Annotated in this window: 14 protein-coding genes; 10 read left to right on the top strand and 4 right to left on the bottom strand. The window is 71.0% G+C overall.

The genetic code is table 11. From position 1 onward, the window contains the following. Positions 1 to 92: 92 nt before the first annotated feature. From ABD830_RS27535 to ABD830_RS27510, 6 genes are all read left to right on the top strand, one after another. A complete protein-coding gene (locus ABD830_RS27535) occupies positions 93 to 1,487 on the top strand; it encodes an FAD-binding oxidoreductase (protein ID WP_344993294.1) in 1,395 nt (464 codons plus the stop codon). Between the two features lie 159 nt (positions 1,488 to 1,646). Further along, positions 1,647 to 3,917 (top strand): serine/threonine protein kinase, encoded by a 2,271-nt coding sequence (locus ABD830_RS27530; RefSeq protein WP_344993291.1) that lies wholly within the window; start codon positions 1,647 to 1,649, stop codon positions 3,915 to 3,917. 121 nt (positions 3,918 to 4,038) lie between these two features. Further along, positions 4,039 to 5,571 carry an acyl-CoA carboxylase subunit beta gene (locus tag ABD830_RS27525; RefSeq protein WP_344995970.1) on the top strand — a complete coding sequence of 511 codons (1,533 nt, stop codon included), beginning with the start codon at positions 4,039 to 4,041 and terminating at the stop codon, positions 5,569 to 5,571. After that, on the top strand, positions 5,568 to 7,448 hold the full coding sequence (locus ABD830_RS27520) for an ATP-binding protein (protein WP_344993288.1): 1,881 nt from the start codon (positions 5,568 to 5,570) through the stop codon (positions 7,446 to 7,448). The genes ABD830_RS27525 and ABD830_RS27520 overlap by 4 nt, the downstream gene beginning before the upstream one ends. Then, a complete protein-coding gene (locus ABD830_RS27515; protein WP_344993285.1) occupies positions 7,445 to 8,206 on the top strand; it encodes an enoyl-CoA hydratase-related protein in 762 nt (253 codons plus the stop codon). The genes ABD830_RS27520 and ABD830_RS27515 overlap by 4 nt, the downstream gene beginning before the upstream one ends. Beyond that, positions 8,203 to 9,924 carry an acyclic terpene utilization AtuA family protein gene (locus ABD830_RS27510; RefSeq protein ID WP_344993283.1) on the top strand — a complete coding sequence of 574 codons (1,722 nt, stop codon included), beginning with the start codon at positions 8,203 to 8,205 and terminating at the stop codon, positions 9,922 to 9,924. Before ABD830_RS27515 ends, ABD830_RS27510 begins: the two co-directional genes overlap by 4 nt. Here the strand turns inward: ABD830_RS27510 and ABD830_RS27505 are convergent. After that, positions 9,913 to 10,446 carry an ROK family protein gene (locus tag ABD830_RS27505; RefSeq protein WP_344993281.1) on the bottom strand — a complete coding sequence of 178 codons (534 nt, stop codon included), beginning with the start codon at positions 10,444 to 10,446 and terminating at the stop codon, positions 9,913 to 9,915. The genes ABD830_RS27510 and ABD830_RS27505 overlap by 12 nt on opposite strands. 753 nt (positions 10,447 to 11,199) lie before the next feature. Here ABD830_RS27505 and ABD830_RS27500 point away from each other — a divergent pair. From ABD830_RS27500 to ABD830_RS27485, 4 genes are all read left to right on the top strand, one after another. After that, positions 11,200 to 12,213 carry a phosphotransferase family protein gene (locus ABD830_RS27500; RefSeq protein ID WP_344993278.1) on the top strand — a complete coding sequence of 338 codons (1,014 nt, stop codon included), beginning with the start codon at positions 11,200 to 11,202 and terminating at the stop codon, positions 12,211 to 12,213. A gap of 79 nt (positions 12,214 to 12,292) precedes the next feature. Next, positions 12,293 to 12,553 carry a hypothetical protein gene (locus ABD830_RS27495; protein WP_344993275.1) on the top strand — a complete coding sequence of 87 codons (261 nt, stop codon included), beginning with the start codon at positions 12,293 to 12,295 and terminating at the stop codon, positions 12,551 to 12,553. Positions 12,554 to 12,610: 57 nt separating this feature from the next. Then, entirely contained in the window at positions 12,611 to 13,462 is an 852-nt protein-coding gene (locus ABD830_RS27490; protein ID WP_344993272.1) for a helix-turn-helix domain-containing protein, read from the top strand. 68 nt (positions 13,463 to 13,530) lie between these two features. Further along, a complete protein-coding gene (locus tag ABD830_RS27485) occupies positions 13,531 to 13,797 on the top strand; it encodes a hypothetical protein (protein ID WP_344993269.1) in 267 nt (88 codons plus the stop codon). Positions 13,798 to 13,858: 61 nt separating this feature from the next. Here ABD830_RS27485 and ABD830_RS27480 read toward each other — a convergent pair whose 3' ends face one another. From ABD830_RS27480 to ABD830_RS27470, 3 genes are read right to left on the bottom strand one after another with little or no spacing between them, the layout of a single operon-like run. Beyond that, entirely contained in the window at positions 13,859 to 14,830 is a 972-nt protein-coding gene (locus ABD830_RS27480; RefSeq protein ID WP_344993266.1) for an ABC transporter substrate-binding protein, read from the bottom strand. Positions 14,831 to 14,844: 14 nt separating this feature from the next. Further along, positions 14,845 to 15,792, bottom strand: coding sequence for an ABC transporter permease (locus ABD830_RS27475; protein ID WP_344993263.1), 948 nt, complete (start codon positions 15,790 to 15,792; stop codon positions 14,845 to 14,847). Further along, positions 15,789 to 16,598: an ATP-binding cassette domain-containing protein gene (locus ABD830_RS27470; protein ID WP_344993260.1), complete on the bottom strand. Its 810-nt coding sequence runs from the start codon at positions 16,596 to 16,598 to the stop codon at positions 15,789 to 15,791. Before ABD830_RS27470 ends, ABD830_RS27475 begins: the two co-directional genes overlap by 4 nt. Between the last annotated feature and the right edge of the window lie 36 nt (positions 16,599 to 16,634).

Here is a 16,634-nt window from a genome sequence, read left to right as displayed (position 1 = left end):
ACCCGGGCAGTCTGGCCTTAAGTCACGACCTGCGCAAACTGTCGGGCGCGCCACCCCGTGGATAAAGGTGATTTGCCCCTAGAGTGCATGATGTGAGATCGATTGACGCATTGGTGAGCTCTCTGCCCGAAGCCCGCGTCGTCACCGACCCGGACGTGATCGACTCCTATGCCCGCGACCGTACGTTCCTGGAGCCCGGCAAGCCGCTCGGCGTGGTGCTGGCCGCCTCCCGCGAGGACGTGGTGACGACGATGAAGTGGGCCACCGAGCACCGGGTGCCGGTCGTGCCGCGCGGCGGGGGCACCGGCCTGGCGGGCGCGTCCGTCGCCGGTGACGGGTCGGTCATCCTCTCGCTGGCCAGGATGAACGCGATCAGGGAGCTCTCCCCCGCCGACGAGATCGCCGTCGTCGAGCCGGGCGTCATCACCGCCGACCTGGACAAGGCCGCCAGGGAGCACGGGCTCATGTACGCGCCCGACCCGTCGTCGTACGAGATCTCCACGATCGGCGGCAACCTGGCCACGAACGCGGGCGGGCTGCGGTGCGTGAAGTACGGCGTGACCAGGGACTCGGCGCTGGGCCTCGAGGTCGTGCTGGCGGACGGCCGCGTCATGGACACCGGCCGGCGCACGATGAAGGGCGTCACGGGCTACGACCTGACCGGGCTCTTCGTCGGCTCGGAAGGCACGCTGGGCGTCATCACGGCGGCCACCGTGCGCCTGCGCCGGGCGCCCGCCGCGCCGCCGGCCACGTTCGCCGCCGAGTTCGGCTCGCTCAGGGACGCGGGCGCGGCCGTCTCGGCGATCATGGCGGCGGGCTGCCAGCCCTCGCTCATGGAGCTGCTCGACCGGGCCACTCTCGAGGCCTTCGACGACTGGCGCAACATCGGGCTGGAGCCGGCCACGCAGGCCATGCTGATCGGCCAGTCCGACGCCACCGACAGCCAGGCCGCGGTCGAGCGCATGGAGCGGCTCTGCATGGAGAACGGCGCCTCGTTCGTGGCGGTCTCCTCCAGCCCGCAGGAGGCCGAGGAGCTGATCGCGCTGCGCCGGCTGGCGTACCAGGCCAAGGAGCGGCTCGGGGCCTGCCTGGTGGAGGACGTGTGCGTGCCGCGGTCCGTACTGCCCGACATGATCACCGCCATCGAGGCGACGGCCGCCCGGCACGACGTGAAGATCTGCACGGTCGCGCACGCCGGCGACGGGAACCTGCACCCCGTCTTCATCTTCGACCGCGGGACCGTGGAGCCGCCCGCGGAGGTGTGGGCGGCGGCGGACGAGATCTTCACGCACGCGCTCGCGCTCGGGGGCACGCTGACCGGGGAGCACGGCGTGGGCCTGCTCAAACGGCGCTGGCTGGCGCTGGAGTCCGGCCCGGTGGTCACGGAGATTCAGCAGGGCATCAAGGCGGTCTTCGACCCTCTGGGCATCCTCAATCCCGGCAAGGCGATCTGGCCGGACACCTCGGGCACCTTGACCAACCCGTGACTTTGGGGGCGGATGCGCGCACGTACCTGCGGTGAAGGATGAACCACTGCCTGACATTCTGCGTCAAAACATGAAACTTCTGGCAGGTCCGGCAGACGCCCCAACCTTCACGCTGGTAGCGTCTTGCCTCATCGATTTGGGGTTGTAATGGGGGTCGACGTGAATCAGTTCCAGCCGTTGGCGGCGGACGATCCGCGGCGGCTGGGGACGTATGACATCGTCGCCCGGCTCGGCGAGGGCGGTCAGGGCGTTGTCTATCTGGGCAAAGGCGAGTCCGGAGACCAGGTAGCGGTCAAGCTCCTGCACCAGTCCCTCGTGGCCGACGCCGACGCCAGGACACGGTTCCTGCGCGAAGTGGCGGTGGCGCAGCGGGTGGCCAGGTTCTGCACCGCTCCGGTGCTCCACGCCGACCTGGAGGGCAGCAAGCCCTACATCGTGAGCGAGTACGTCCCGGGACCGTCACTGCGTGAGATGGTCGTCAACGAGGGGCCGCGGCGCGGCGCCGCGCTCGAACGGCTCGCGATCAGCACCGCCACCGCGCTCGCGGCCATCCACCGCGCCGGGATCCTGCACCGGGACTTCAAGCCCGCCAACGTGCTCATGGGTCCCGAGGGTCCCGTTGTGATCGACTTCGGCATCGCCCGCGCCCTTGACTCCCCTGGCGCGACCGCCACGGGGATGGCCATGGGCACGCCCTCGTACCTGGCGCCCGAGCAGCTCAGCGGTGGCGCGGTGTCCGAGGCGGCCGACGTGTTCGCGTGGGGCGTCACGATGGTGTTCGCGGCGACGGGCAAGCCCGCCTTCGGCGCCGACTCCATCCCCGTGGTGATGAACCGGATCCTGAACGAGGAGCCGCAGCTCGGGGGGATGGAGGGCGTGCTGGCCGAGCTGGTGGCCGCCTGCCTGTCGAAGGACCCGACGCAGCGGCCCAGCGCGGACGAGCTCATCGTCCGCCTCACCGGCCAGCCGGCCCCGAAGTCGGCCATCGAGCCGGTGACCGGCCAGCAGCTCACCGCCGCCGCCCCCAGTGGACAGGCGGGCGGACAGGCGGGCCCGGAGGGCGGCAAGCCCGCACAGGGCGGCGACCTCTATCCCGGTCCCTGGACCCAGCCGGTTCCTTCCGCGGGCGGTCCCGTCCAGGGCGGCTCGGATGCGGTGCCTCAGACGGGCGCGTTCGCCCACCACGTGGCGGCCGCCCAGGGTGCTCCCGCCCAAGGTGTGCCCGCACACGGCGGTCCCGCGCAGGCGGCATCGCCCATGGGCGGCGCGCAGGCGGGCGGACCGCAGGCGGGGATGCCCGGCAACGGCCCCCAGGCGCTGGCCGGAGCCGCCGCGCCGCACGGAGCCCCGCAGCCACCTCAGACTCCTCACGGCGCTCCTCAGACGCCTCAGGGCGCCCCTCACGGCGGCCACCTGGGTGCGGCGGCCGCGTCCGGCATGCCGCCTCACGGCCCCGGCATGCCCCAGGGCCAGTCCCCCTTCAAGGGGCAGGCAGGCACCCCGAACGGACCCGGCAGGCCCGGCGGCCCCACCGGCCCGACCCGCTCTGCCGGTGCCGCGCCCACGAAGCAGCGCCGCACTCTGATGCTCTCCCTGTCCGGAGCCGCGGCCGCCGCCCTCCTGGTGGTCGTCGGCGCCGTGGTGGTCCAGGCGAAGAGCAACCCGAAGGTCCCGGTGGTGGCCGTGGGCAACTCCGCCAACCAGTCCGACGGCGACGGCTCGGGCGCGGGCCAGCCCGTCGACCCCCCGTCCACGGATCAGACCCCGCCCCCGTCGGTCCCCACGGACACGGCGGCCCCGGTGCCCACCTTGGACGTGGACCAGCCCACGAAGGACCCCAAGACCACCAAGCCGAAGCAGCACACCGAGGAGCCTGTCTCCCAGGTCCCGAACCCGGTCACGCAGCATCCCACCTCCCAGCCCACGACGGCCCGGCCGGAGCCCAAGAAGACCCCGACCAAGAAGAAGACGAAAGCGCCGACCGTGGTCGACCCTCAGAGCGTGGACCAGGGAGGTCAGTCGGAGACTGATCCTTCCTCGAGCGTGTCCACCGCTCCCCAACCGACCGCCAAGCCCACCAGCAAGAACACCGTGGCGCCGAAGCCGAACACGGCCAACGCGGCCTCCGTGTGCGGCTCGGGTTACAAGGTCATCGACTCGCATGCGTTGACCACGAACGCCACGATCTACCTGCTGTACAGCGCGAGTGCGGGCAAGAACTGCGTGATCACGATGTCGCGCTTCGTATGGACCGGCAAGGTACAGATGAACGCGGTGCTGCAGGTCAAGGGTGGTTCCAGCGCAAGCACCCCCGGTAGCTTCACCGCCTATGCCGGACCGATCCGTCTGCCCGGCAAGGGCAAGTGCGTGATCTGGGGCGGCGGCTGGGGCACGCAGAGTTGGAAGTCCGGCTGGAGCCACTGCAGCTGACCGACGACATACGCGCGAAAGGGCCCCTCATACGGGCCCTTTCGTGCGTTAGCGTGTTGACGTGATCGTCAGGAGCAGGCTCGATCTCGAGAGTGCCGACTACCGCAGTCGCCGCGCATCCATGCTCACCAAGCTGAGCGAGCTCGACGCCGAGCACGCCAAGGCCGTGGCCGGAGGTGGCGACAGGTACGTCGAGCGGCATCGCGGGCGCGGCAAGCTGCTGGCCCGCGAGCGCATCGAGCTGCTGGTCGATCCCGACTCCCCGTTCCTGGAGCTGTCGCCGCTGGCCGCCTGGGGCAGTGAGTTCCCCGTGGGGGCCGGCATGGTGTCGGGGATCGGGGTGGTCGAGGGCGTCGAGTGTGTGATCACTGCCAACGACCCGACGGTCCGCGGTGGCGCCTCCAATCCGTGGACGTTGAAGAAGTCGCTGCGCGCGGCCGACATCGCGCTGCAGAACAGGCTCCCGTACGTGAACCTGGTGGAGAGCGGCGGTGCGGATCTGCCGACGCAGAAGGAGATCTTCATCCCGGGTGGGCGGATATTTCGGGACCTGACCCGGTTGTCGGCCGCGGGTGTTCCGACCGTCGCGCTCGTGTTCGGGAACTCCACGGCGGGCGGTGCGTACGTGCCCGGGATGAGCGACTACGTGGTGATGGTGCGGGAACGCGCGAAGGTGTTCCTGGGCGGCCCGCCCCTGGTGAAGATGGCCACCGGGGAGGAGTCAGACGACGAGGCGCTGGGCGGCGCCGAGATGCACGCCAGGATCAGCGGCCTGGCCGACTACCTGGCCGAGGACGAGCACGACGCGCTGCGGATCGGGCGGCAGATCGTCCGTTCACTCAACTGGCGCAAGCAGGGCGTCACGCCGCAGGCGGCGCGGGAGCCGCGGTACCCGGTGGACGAGCTGCTCGGGATCGTCCCCGCAGACCTGAAGGTGCCGTTCGACCCCCGCGAGGTGATCGCGCGGGTGGTGGACGGGAGCGAGTTCGAGGAGTTCAAGCCGCTGTACGGCGCCTCGCTGGTGACCGGCTGGGCGCGCGTCCACGGCTACCCGGTGGGCGTGCTGGCCAACGCGCGCGGCGTGCTGTTCAGCGAGGAGTCGCAGAAGGCCACCCAGTTCATCCAGCTCGCGAACCAGTCGCGCACTCCGCTCATCTTCCTCCAGAACACGACCGGTTACATGGTCGGCAAGGACTACGAGCAGGGCGGCATCATCAAGCACGGCGCCATGATGATCAACGCCGTGTCGAACTCGACGGTGCCGCACCTCACCATCGTCATGGGTGCCTCGTACGGCGCCGGAAACTACGGCATGTGCGGGCGCGCGTACGAGCCCCGCTTCCTGTTCAGCTGGCCGAGCGCCAAGTCGGCGGTGATGGGGCCCGCGCAGCTCGCCGGGGTGCTGTCGATCGTGGGCAGGGCGTCGGCGCAGGCCAAGGGGCAGGTGTACGACGAGGAGGCGGACGCGGCGATGCGCGCGATGGTGGAGGCCCAGATCGAGGCGGAGTCGCTGCCGTTCTTCCTGTCGGGCCGCCTGTACGACGACGGGGTCATCGACCCGCGCGACACGCGTACCGTGCTGGGCATGTGCCTGTCGGCGACCAACAGCGCGCCGGTGCCGGAGCCGGCGGCTTTCGGGGTGTTCCGGCCTTGATCACCCGTCTGCTGGTCGCCAACCGGGGCGAGATCGCCCGCCGCGTCTTCCGCACCTGCGCGTCGCTCGGCATCTCCACGGTCGCCGTCTTCTCCGACCCCGACGCGGACGCGCCGCACGTGGCCGAGGCCGATCTGGCGGTACGGCTGCCCGGCGCCCGCCCGTCCGATACCTACCTGGACATCGGACGCATCCTGGACGCCTGCCGGGCCACCGGGGCGGACGCCGTGCATCCTGGTTACGGCTTCCTGTCCGAGAACGCCGACTTCGCGCGGGCCGTGCTGGAGGCCGGGCTGGTCTGGGTCGGCCCGCCGCCGGAGGCCATCGCCGCCATGGGGTCCAAGGTCGAGGCGAAGCGGCTGATGGCGGAGGCGGGGGTGCCCGTGCTCCCTTCGCTCGACCCGGCGGCGCCCGGGGAGTTCCCGGTGCTGGTGAAGGCGTCCGCGGGTGGCGGCGGGCGCGGCATGCGGATCGTCCGCGAGGCCGGGGAGCTGGCCCTGGAGGTCGAGTCGGCGCGCAGGGAGTCGGCGGCGGCGTTCGGCGACGGGACCGTGTTCGTGGAACCGCTGCTGGAGGGCGCCCGGCACGTCGAGGTGCAGGTGCTGGCCGACCGGCACGGGACCGTGTGGGCGCTGGGCGAGCGGGAGTGCAGCGTGCAGCGGCGGCACCAGAAGGTCGTCGAGGAGTGCCTGTCCCCCGGGATCACGGCCGAGCTGCGCGAACGGCTCTGCGAGGCGGCGGTCAGGGCCGCGCGGACGATCGGCTACGTCGGGGCCGGGACCGTGGAATTCCTGGTCAAGGGGGACCGGGTGGCGTTCCTGGAGATGAACACCCGGCTCCAGGTCGAGCACCCGGTCACCGAGCTGGTCCATGGAGTGGATCTCGTACGGCTGCAGCTCGAGGTGGCCGAAGGCGTCCCGCTCCCGGCGGCGCCGCCCGCGCCGGCCGGGCATGCGGTCGAGGTGCGGCTCTATGCGGAGGACGAGGACTATCTGCCGCAGAGCGGGGTGCTCCGGCGGTTCGAGGTCTCCGGGGACGTTCGGGTGGATGCGGGGGTCGAGTCGGGGTCGGTGATCTCGCCGTACTACGACGCGATGCTGGCGAAGATCATCGGGTACGGGGCGTCCCGGGCCGAGGCGGTGCGGAAGCTGGTCACGGCGCTGCGGCGGGCGCGGCTGCACGGTGTCACCACCAATCGCGATTTACTGGTGAAAATCCTGGTGAATCCGGCGTTTGCGGCGGGCGACACCCACACCGGCTTCCTCGCCCCCGACGGCCCACTCCAGGGCGCGGCGGCGCGAGAAGAGGAGCCGGGCGAGCTCCCCGCTCTCGCCGCCGCCCTCGCCATGGCCGCCGCCAACCGCCGCCGGGCGACGGTGCTGGCGGGCCTTCCGAGCGGCTGGCGCAACGTACGCTCCCAGCCCCGCCGCGCCCGCTTCGAGGAGGCCGAGGTCGTCTACGACCCGCTGCCCGACGGCGTCACCGTGATCAGCGCGGAGCCGTACGAGGTGGTGCTGGAGCGGGACGGCGTCCGGCAGACCTTCCAGGTGGCCCGGTACGACGAGGACGGCAGGATCTACGTCGACCACGCCGGCGGCTGCGCCGAGCTGACCCCGGTCCCCCGCCTCCCCGAGCCGGTCGAGCACGTCGCCCCCGGATCCCTGCTCGCCCCCATGCCGGGCAGCGTGCTGCGGGTCGAGGTGGAGGCCGGCGACCGGGTGATGAAGGGGCAGGCGGTGCTGGTGCTCGAGGCGATGAAGATGGAGCATCGGATCGCGGCGCCTTCCGACGGGGTGGTGTCCGGCGTACACGTCGAAAAGGGCCAGCAGGTCGACGCGGGCGCGGTGCTGGCGATCATCCAGGAGGGGACCTCATGACGAGCCTGGTGCACAAGGACCTGGCGGAGGGCGTCGCGACCATCACGCTGGACTCGCCGCCCAACCGCAACGCCCTGTCCGTACGGCTCCTCGCCGACCTGGCGGACCGGCTGCACTGGGCGCTGGCCGAGCCGGAGGCCAGGGTGATCGTGCTGACCGGCACGGGGAACGTGTTCTGCTCGGGCGCGGACATCAAGGAGCAGAAGGCTTCAGGCGCGCCGGTGACGGCATCGTTCCCGGAGATCCTCTCGCTGATCTGGGAGAGCCCGAAGCCGGTCATCTGCCGGCTCAACGGCACCGCGCGGGCGGGCGGCCTGGGGCTGGTGGCGGCCTGCGACTTCGCGATCGCGCCGCTGACGGCGTCGTTCGCGTTCTCGGAGGTACGGCTCGGGGTCGTGCCCGCCATGATCTCGGTGCCGGTGCTGCGCAGGGTCGAGCCCAGGGCGGCGGCCGAGTACTTCCTGACCGGCGAGGTGTTCGACGCCGCTCGCGCGGCGGAGATCGGGCTGCTCACGCGGGCCGTGCCCGAGGAGGAGCTGGACGCCACGGTCGCCCATTACGCGGAGCTGCTGATCAAGGGCGGCCCCGAGGCCCTGGCCATCACGAAGCGGCTGGTCAGAGAGGTTCCGGGGATGTCGTTCGAGGAGGGGCAGCGGCGCATGACCGAGCTGTCCGCCGAGCGCTTCACGTCGGAGGAGGGGCAGGAGGGCATCGCGGCGTTCCGGGAGAAGCGCCCGCCCAAGTGGGCCGTGCGATGACGCTGCGGATCGCGAACTGCAGCGGTTTCTACGGCGACCGCCTCTCGGCCGCGCGCGAGATGGTCGAGGGCGGGCCCATCGACGTACTGACCGGCGACTGGCTGGCCGAGCTGACCATGCTCATCCTGGCCGGCAACCGCCTCAAGGGCCGCCCGGGGTACGCGCCGACGTTCCTCCGGCAGATGGAGGACGTGCTCGGCCCTTGCCTCGATAAATCCATAAAAATCGTGACAAATGCTGGCGGCCTGGACCCTGCCGGCTGCGCCGAGGCCGTCCACGACCTCGCCACCCGCCTCGGGGCCTCCCCCACGATCGCCCACATCACGGGCGACGACCTCACCGGCCACCCCCTGGACCTGACCAACGCCGACACGGGCGAGCGCCTGGCCGCCACCCCGCTGACCGCGAACGCCTACCTCGGCGGCCGCCCGATCGCCGCCGCACTGTCGGCGGGCGCCGACATCGTCGTGACCGGCCGCGTCACGGACGCCGCCCTGGTGACGGGTCCGGGCATCTGGCGGTACGGGTGGGGGCCCGACGATCTCGACCCGCTGGCGGGCTCGGTGGTCGCGGGGCACATCATCGAATGCGGCTGCCAGGCCACGGGCGGGAATTACGCGTTCTTCCAGGACGTACCGGACCTGGCGCACTGCGGCTTCCCGCTCGCGGAGCTGCGCGCGGACGGCTCCGCCGTGATCACCAAGCACCCGGGCACCGGCGGGCTGGTCTCGGTCGGCACGGTGACGGCGCAGCTCGTGTACGAGCTGGGGAGCCCGCGCTACCTCGGCCCTGACGTGGTCGCCCGCTTCGACACGATCACGCTGTCGTCCGACGGCCCCGACCGCGTCCTGGTCTCGGGCGTCCGGGGCGAGCCGCCGCCGGACACGTTGAAGGTGGCCGTCAACTACCTGGCGGGCTACCGGAACACGATGACCCTCGTCCTGACCGGCCTGGACGTGCAGGCCAAGGCCCGGGCGGCGGAGGAGGCCCTCTGGGCCCGCATCCCCCGGGACTCGTTCGACGAGGTGGACGTCACGCTGACCGACGCGGGCCTGCTGCGGATCACGGTCATGGACGCCGACCGGCACCGGACGGGGCGGGCCTTCTCCTCCGCCGTGGTGGAAACGGGCCTGGCCAGCTACCCGGGCTTCTACGCCCTCACCCCGCCCGGCGACGCCTCGCCGTACGGGGTGTACTGGCCCGTGCTCGTGCCCGCTTCGGAGGTCCGCCCGCGCGTCTTCGTCAACGGCAAGGAACTGCCCGACCCGAGTCCCGCGTCGGAGGGGGCGACAGGGGCGGCGAGCACAGCACGCGCGCCGAGCAACCCAGGCGCGCAAGCCACCGGGCAGCACGGCGGCCCAGAGGTCGTGGACCGACGCCAGGGCGTCGTGCGGGTGCCCCTGGGGCGGATCGCCGGGGCGCGCTCCGGGGACAAGGGCGGGAACGCCAACCTGGGCGTCTGGACCGACACCCAGGAGAGGTACGACTGGCTGGCGGCGTATCTGACGCCGGACACCCTCAGAAGCCTCCTCCCGGCCCTCGCACCCCACCGCATCGACCGCCACGAGCTCCCCAACCTCAAAGCGCTCAACTTCGTCATCCACGGCCTGCTCGGCAGGGGCGTGGCGGCGAGCCCCAGGATGGACCCCCAGGCGAAGGCCCTCGGCGAGGAGCTGCGGGCGAGGGAGGTCGACCTCCCCCCGCACCTACGCGGCTGATCTCCAGCCCAGCAGCGCCGCCCCGAGCAGCCCCGCGTCGACCCCGAGCGTCGACGCCACCACCTCCGGCGCCCGGCGGAACGCCAGGCGCGCCGCCAGCCGCTCCCGCAGCGGCACGAGCAGCGCGTCCCCCGCCGTCCCGATAGGGAGGAACAGCACGTCGTCCCCTCCGGCCCCGTACGCCTGCTCCGCCTCCCCCGCCGAACGGACGTCGTGCCCGAGCGCCACCGGCAGGTCCACGTCCGCGAACGACGCGACGGGCACGTCCCGCCACCCGAAGGCCGCGGAGAAGACGGCGTGGGTGGGCGTGACCAGCCCGGGCATCGCCAGCCCCACGCCCACCTGGCGCAGGCCGGGCCGGGGCCGCGCCAGGTCGGCGACGAAGGCGGAGATGGCGGCGATCACCCGGTCGGCGCCGCGAGGTGTGTCACGGCGCTCAAAGTGCAGAATCGTCCCGTCGCGGGCGACAAGTCCGCCCTTGATGGTCGTCCCGCCTACATCAACCGCAACGACGAAATCCATCCGTCCATCGTCCCCCAACGCCCCACTATGATTATCCGTCGCGCAGGGTATGAATGCTCCTGGCGCTCGCTTTGCGAGCCCGTAGTTCACCTGTTGAACTGTGGTTGGTTGGGCCAGCCAATTGCGACCCAGGGTAAGCGAGTGGTAATGTTCAGTCACAGCCGAGTGCCTGACTGGCGCCCGGTCCCCGCCCCCGTTGGTGCCCGCACCAGCGGGACAGCGTCCGGCGGGGCGGTGGCCCAAGAGCCGCATTCTCTCCAGGAATGCGGAGTCAGGCCCCGACAACGCGGCTCTCAACCACGGTCCGCCCGGCTCACCGGACGGACGCGGCATCGGCTTCCACCGGATCGCTTCCCAACCTCGGTCGGCAAGCGACAAGGCCACGCTGTTGTCCGCTTTGCTCATGCAAACACAGAGTGCCGAAGACGCTCATGGAGCACGTGCTGAAGGCCGAGCCCCGTACGGTCCCTCTACGCCACCGACCACGGTCGGCCGCTCTATCTGCGCGGCTCGGGTTCCCCGTGGTCGGTCGGGCCGCCAAGCGCACCGGCGTCTTCGTGGGCGAGCCGTCCAGCAGGAACCGCCCCACCACGACCGGCCGACCGCTCCTACTATCTCCCGTTCATGCAGGCGCTCAGCTGACGCCGTCCGCCCTCCAGGGTGAGGCGCTCGGGCACCCATGTAGGTTGACCGTGGGTACGGGGCTCTCGTAGGGTCGGCAAACCCGAACATGGTTCTGTCGAAGGGCGGGTCATGACCACCACCCACATCGACGTCAGCGCCATCGACTTCGCCGCGCTAGGCACGTGGATGGACGCCCAGAGACTCCCCCAGGGCCCGATCACGGGTGAGGCGCCGGTTCTGGGCGGCACGCAGAACGTCATGGTCCGCTTCGAGCGCGGCGGCCGCCCGTACATCCTGCGCAGGCCTCCCGTGCACGCCCGGAGCAGGAGCAACGAGGTGCTGCGCCGCGAGGCGCGGGTGCTGGCGGCGCTGCGTGACACGTCCGTCCCCGCGCCCAGGCTGGTGGCCGCGCAGACCGAGCGGGAGCCGGTGTTCTACCTGATGGAGCCGGTCGACGGGTTCAACCCCTCGACCGGGCTGCCGGAGCCGCACGCCTCCGACCCGGCGATCAGGCACCGCATGGGGCTGGAGGCCGCTGCCGCGCTGGCCGAGCTGGGGCGGGTCGATCCGGGGGTGCTGCCGGGGTTCGGCCGGCCGGAGGGGTTCCTGGAGCGGCAGGTGCCGCGCTGGCTGAAGGAGCTCGACTCGTACGGCGACCTCGACGGCTATCCCGGGCCCGACATCCCGGGCCTGACGGAGACGGCCGACTGGCTCGCGCGCCATCTTCCCCGCACGTTCACTCCAGGGATCATGCACGGCGACTACCACTTCGCGAACCTGATGTTCGCCTCCGACGGCCCCCGCGTCGCCGCGATCGTGGACTGGGAGATGTGCACGATCGGCGACCCGCTGATCGACCTCGGCTGGCTGCTGGCGACCTGGCCGAGCAGCAACGGCCACGTCCCGGGGCTGCCGGAGCCGCGCGAGCTGATCGCGTACTACGCGGCGCTGTCCGAGCGTGACCTGTCGGCCGTCGACTGGTACGCGGTCATGGCCTGCTTCAAGCTCGGCATCGTCCTCGAGGGCACGCACGCGCGGGCCTGCGCGGGGAAGGCGCCCACGGACATCGGGGACGTGCTCCACGCGACCACCTTGGAGCTGTTCGAACGGGCCCGGGGCTTTATGGACGGTATTCTCAGCTGATTTCTTGAAAAACGATCACATGAGCCCCCTGACCCATACAATTGCGCGCAATTGCATTGTTGATCGGGGAAGGATCGTCATGCGCATGCGGTTCCTCGGCTCCACCTCGGAGGCGGGCGCCTGCCCCACCCTGTACGAGACCGACCGCGGCACCATCGTCGTCCAAGGGCTGCAGGTGACCGACGCCGAGGCGCTCGCGGACCTCCGGGACGTGCTCGAGGGCGAGGTCGCGGTCGAGGTTCCCCGCGAGCTCATCACCGAGATCGCCCGCCGGGTTCTGCCCGACCACACGGCAACCGCTTTCCAGGCCAGGGAAGGAACACCCTCGGCCACCGGTTGATCACATTTCCCTGGGGCCCTGGCATGATCGACACGCACGGGGCTAGCCTCTTGCGGCGTGACGTCGTTTCAGCAGGCGCGTGTCGACCTCGGCGGCCAATTACGCCAGCTGCGCGAGGCCGCACATCTGTCCGGCAAGGAGCTGGCCGAGCGGCTGCGCTGGCAGCCGTCCAAGGTCTCCCGCCTGGAGAACGCCCGCCAGACCGCCACCGAGGACGACGTGGTCGTGTGGGCGCAGGCCGTACGCGCCTCACCCGACACGACGGACGAGCTGATCAGGCAGGCCATCGCGCTGCTGGAGCGGCACGACGACTGGAAGCAGCGCCACCGCAGCGGCCTGGCCGCCCTCCAGGAGGACATCCGCGACCTGGAGGCGCGCACGAAGCTGTTCAGGGTGTTCGAGCCGGGTATCATCGTGGGCCTGCTGCAGACCTCGGAGTACGCCAGGCACGTGTTCCGCAAGGTCAAGCGTCTCTACAGCGCCGCCGACCAGATCGACGCCGCGGTGCGGGTGCGGATGCAGCGCCAGGAGATCCTCTACGACCGGACGCGGACGTTCAGGTTCGTGGTGACGGAGGCGGCGCTCCGCACCGCCCTCGCGCCGCCCGAGGTGATGCGCGGCCAGCTCGACCGATTACTCGCCGTCAGTACGCTGCCGAACGTGGAGTTCGGCGTGATCCCCTTCTGCTCCGAGCTGCCGTCCAGCCCGATCAACGGCTTCTGGATCTACAACGAGGCCATGGTCTCGGTGGCCACCATGACGAAAGACCTGGTCCTCCGCGACCCGGACGACATCGCCTTCTACGTCCGGGCCTTCGACGACTACGCGAAGGTGGCGCAGCTCGAGGAGGCCGGACGGGACATCATCCTCAAGATTCTTCACGATTACCGCAAACAACCGTCACATTAACCGCAGCAATTGCTTGCCTCCCACCCAAGATCGTGCAATTCTGTCGCGAGACGTTGCGGAGGTGACGCATGATGCTCGATACCGCGCTCTGCCTCGAGCGGTTCGCCTGGCACGCGGGTCGCCACGCCGACCTGTCGGTCCAGAGCCTCGCCCTGTCCAGCGACCCGGCCTACGTGTCGGTCCGCAACCGCTTCTCGGCCACCCTGGCGGAGACGGTGACATGCTCGGCCGAGGGCGCTTACATCACGTCGTGGGGCTACCGCCTCGGCACCGCGGAGGACGTCGAGTCCGCCGCCGCCCGCCTCGCCTTCCTCCTCGCGGCCCTGCCCGCCTGACCTGCGCCTGCACACGGCCCCGGCCCGCCTCGGGTCGCGGGCGAGCCGGGCGGCCATGGGTTCAGCAGCCCGCCTTGTAGAGGACCTTCTGCACCTCCGGCTGATCCACGTTCTTGGCCGTGACGATGGTGGCGTCCGTGGGGATCGACGGCGTGACCTGCTGCCCCTTGACGGCGGCGACCGCCTGCTCCACGCCCTTGCCGCCGATGTCGCCGGGCAATTGCGCGATGAGCGCCTGCACGACACCGTCCTTCAGCTGCTTGACCTGAGCGGGACCGGCGTCGAACCCGACCATCTTGACCTGCCCCAGCTTGCCGGCCTGCTGGAGGGCGGATCCGGCGCCGGTGGCCGAGTTGAGGTTCGCGGCGAACACGCCGGCCAGGTCGGGGTCCTTCGCCAGGGCCGCGTTGACGATCTTGGAGGCCTCGCTGACGTCGTTGTGCGAGTACTGCACCCCGAGGTACGTCATCCCCGGATGCGACGCCTTGACCTCCTCCTCGAAACCCTTGATCCGGGCGTCCACGGTGCTGACACCCGGGTCCGTGGAGATCACCAGCACCTTGCCCTTGTCACCGATCTGCTCCGCCAGCGCCTTGGCCGCCGCCGCCCCGCCCTTGACGTTGTCCGTGCTGATCCTGGACAGGCCGATGCTCTGGTCCTCGACCACCGTGTCCACCAGGACGATCTTGATGCCCTGCTGCTTGGCCTGGGTCAGGGGCGCGATCATGGCCTTGACGTCGGTGGGCGCGATGAGCATGGCGTCCGGTTTGGAGGCGACGACGGAGTTCACGATCGGCGTCTGCAGCGTCGGGTCGAACTTCTGCGGCCCCTGGACGTCCAGCGCCACGCCCAGCTCCTTGGCCTTGGCCTTCGCCCCGCAGGCCATGGTCTCGTAGAACTCCTCCCCCGCCAGCCCCTGCACGAGCGTCACCCTGATCTGCCCGCTCCCACCGCCCTGCCCGTCCTGCCCGCCCTGCCCGCCGCAGGCGGCGATCGTCAGCAGCGCTCCAAGAGCTGCCACAGCCTTGCGCATCGTGGTGCCTCCTCCTACTGGTCCCGGGCCCTGCGCCTCCACTGGTCGACGTAGACGGCCGCCACGAGCACGGCGCCGACCACCACCTGCTGCCAGAACGGCCGCACGCCCAGGATCTGGAACCCGTTCTGCAGCACGACCGGGATGAACACCCCGATGACCGTCCCGGCCACCGTCCCCACGCCGCCGAAGAGGGACGTTCCGCCGATCACCACGGCCGCGATGGCCTGCAGGTTGTCGGTGGAGTGCGCGGACACGCCGGTGATGCCGTACTTGGCGAGCGACAGCTGCCCGGCCAGCCCGGCCAGCAGCCCCGCCAGGCCGTACACCCTGATCAGGTGCCCGTGCACGGCCACGCCGCCGCGCCTGGCGGCCTCGGCGTTGGACCCGATCGCGTACGTGTGCCGCCCGAAACGCGTGTAGGCGAGCATGAGGGCGAGGACGGCCGTGATGGCGGCGCAGATCCACACGATCAGCGGCACGCCGAGCCAGCGCGCCAGGCCGAGACCGAGGTTCAGGTCCGTCGGGGCACGCAGATCGACGCCGCCGGTGAGCAGCAGCGCGCCGCCGAGCGACATGCCGAGCGTCCCGAGCGTCACGATGAGCGCCGGGATGCGGCCCAGGGCGATCAGCACGCCGTTCAGCACGCCCCACGCCAGCCCCGTGACGAGCGCGGCCAGCGTGCCGAGGAGCAGCGAGCCGGTCGCGTCCATGACCTCGGCGGCCGCCACGGCCGAGAACACCAGCACCCCGCCCACCGACAGGTCGATCCCCGCGGTGATGATCACGTACGTCATGCCGGTGGCGAGCAGCAGCAGGATGGCGGCGTCGCTGACCAGGTTGAGCAGGTTGAACGCGGTCGGGAACGTGCGCGGCGCCAGGGCCGAGAACGCCGCCAGCAGCGCGAGCAGCACCAGGCCGATCCACACGACCTGCAGCCGGCCCAGCCGCACGCCCTTCATGCGCCGCGCCCCCGCTCGCCGTCCTGCCCGGGAACCCCCGGCCCGCCGTCCTCCTGTGCGCCGAGCGCGCCGGTCATGGCACCGACCAGCTCCTCCATCGAGACGTTCGCGGTGTCGAACCGGGCCACCCTGCGTCCTAACCGCAGCACCTCGACCCGGTCCGACACAGCCTTCACGTCCTGCATGTTGTGGCTGATCAGCACGACCGACACGCCCGAGTCGCGTACGCTCCGGATGAGGTCGAGCACGAGCCGGGTCTGCACGACGCCGAGCGCGGCGGTGGGCTCGTCCATGAACACCGCCCGCCGCGCCCACGTCACCGCCCTGGCCACCGCGACCCCCTGCCGCTGCCCGCCGGACAGCGCGGAGACGGGCGTGGTCTGGGACGCGAGCCGCACGCCGAGCCGTTCGCAGGCCTCCTGCGCGGCGCGGCGCATGGCGGCGTTGTCGAGCACGCCGAGCAGGCCGAGGAGGCCGGGCTTGAGGCGTTCCCTGCCGAGGAAGAAGTTGGCGGCGGGGCTGAGGTCGGCGCAGAGCGCGAGGTCCTGATAGACGGTCTCGATACCGGCGCTCCTCGCCTCCTCGACCGACCCGAACGCCACCGGCTCGCCGTCGATCTCGATCGTCCCCTCGTCCGGGCGTTCGACGCCTGAGAGGATCTTCGCCAGCGTGGACTTGCCCGCGCCGTTGTCGCCGATCAGCGCGACCACCTCGCCGGGCCGCAGGGTGAAGTCGGCGCCGCGCAACGCCTCGACGTGGCCGTAGCTCTTCACGATCTCGCGGGCGGCGATCAACGGTACGGCCATAAGAACATCAATAATGCGATTGACATCGTTGTCAAG

Origin of the sequence: Nonomuraea helvata, assembly GCF_039535785.1 — a bacterium.
Taxonomy (GTDB): Bacteria; Actinomycetota; Actinomycetes; order Streptosporangiales; family Streptosporangiaceae; genus Nonomuraea; species Nonomuraea helvata.
This window is presented reverse-complemented; position numbering and strand designations above follow the sequence as displayed.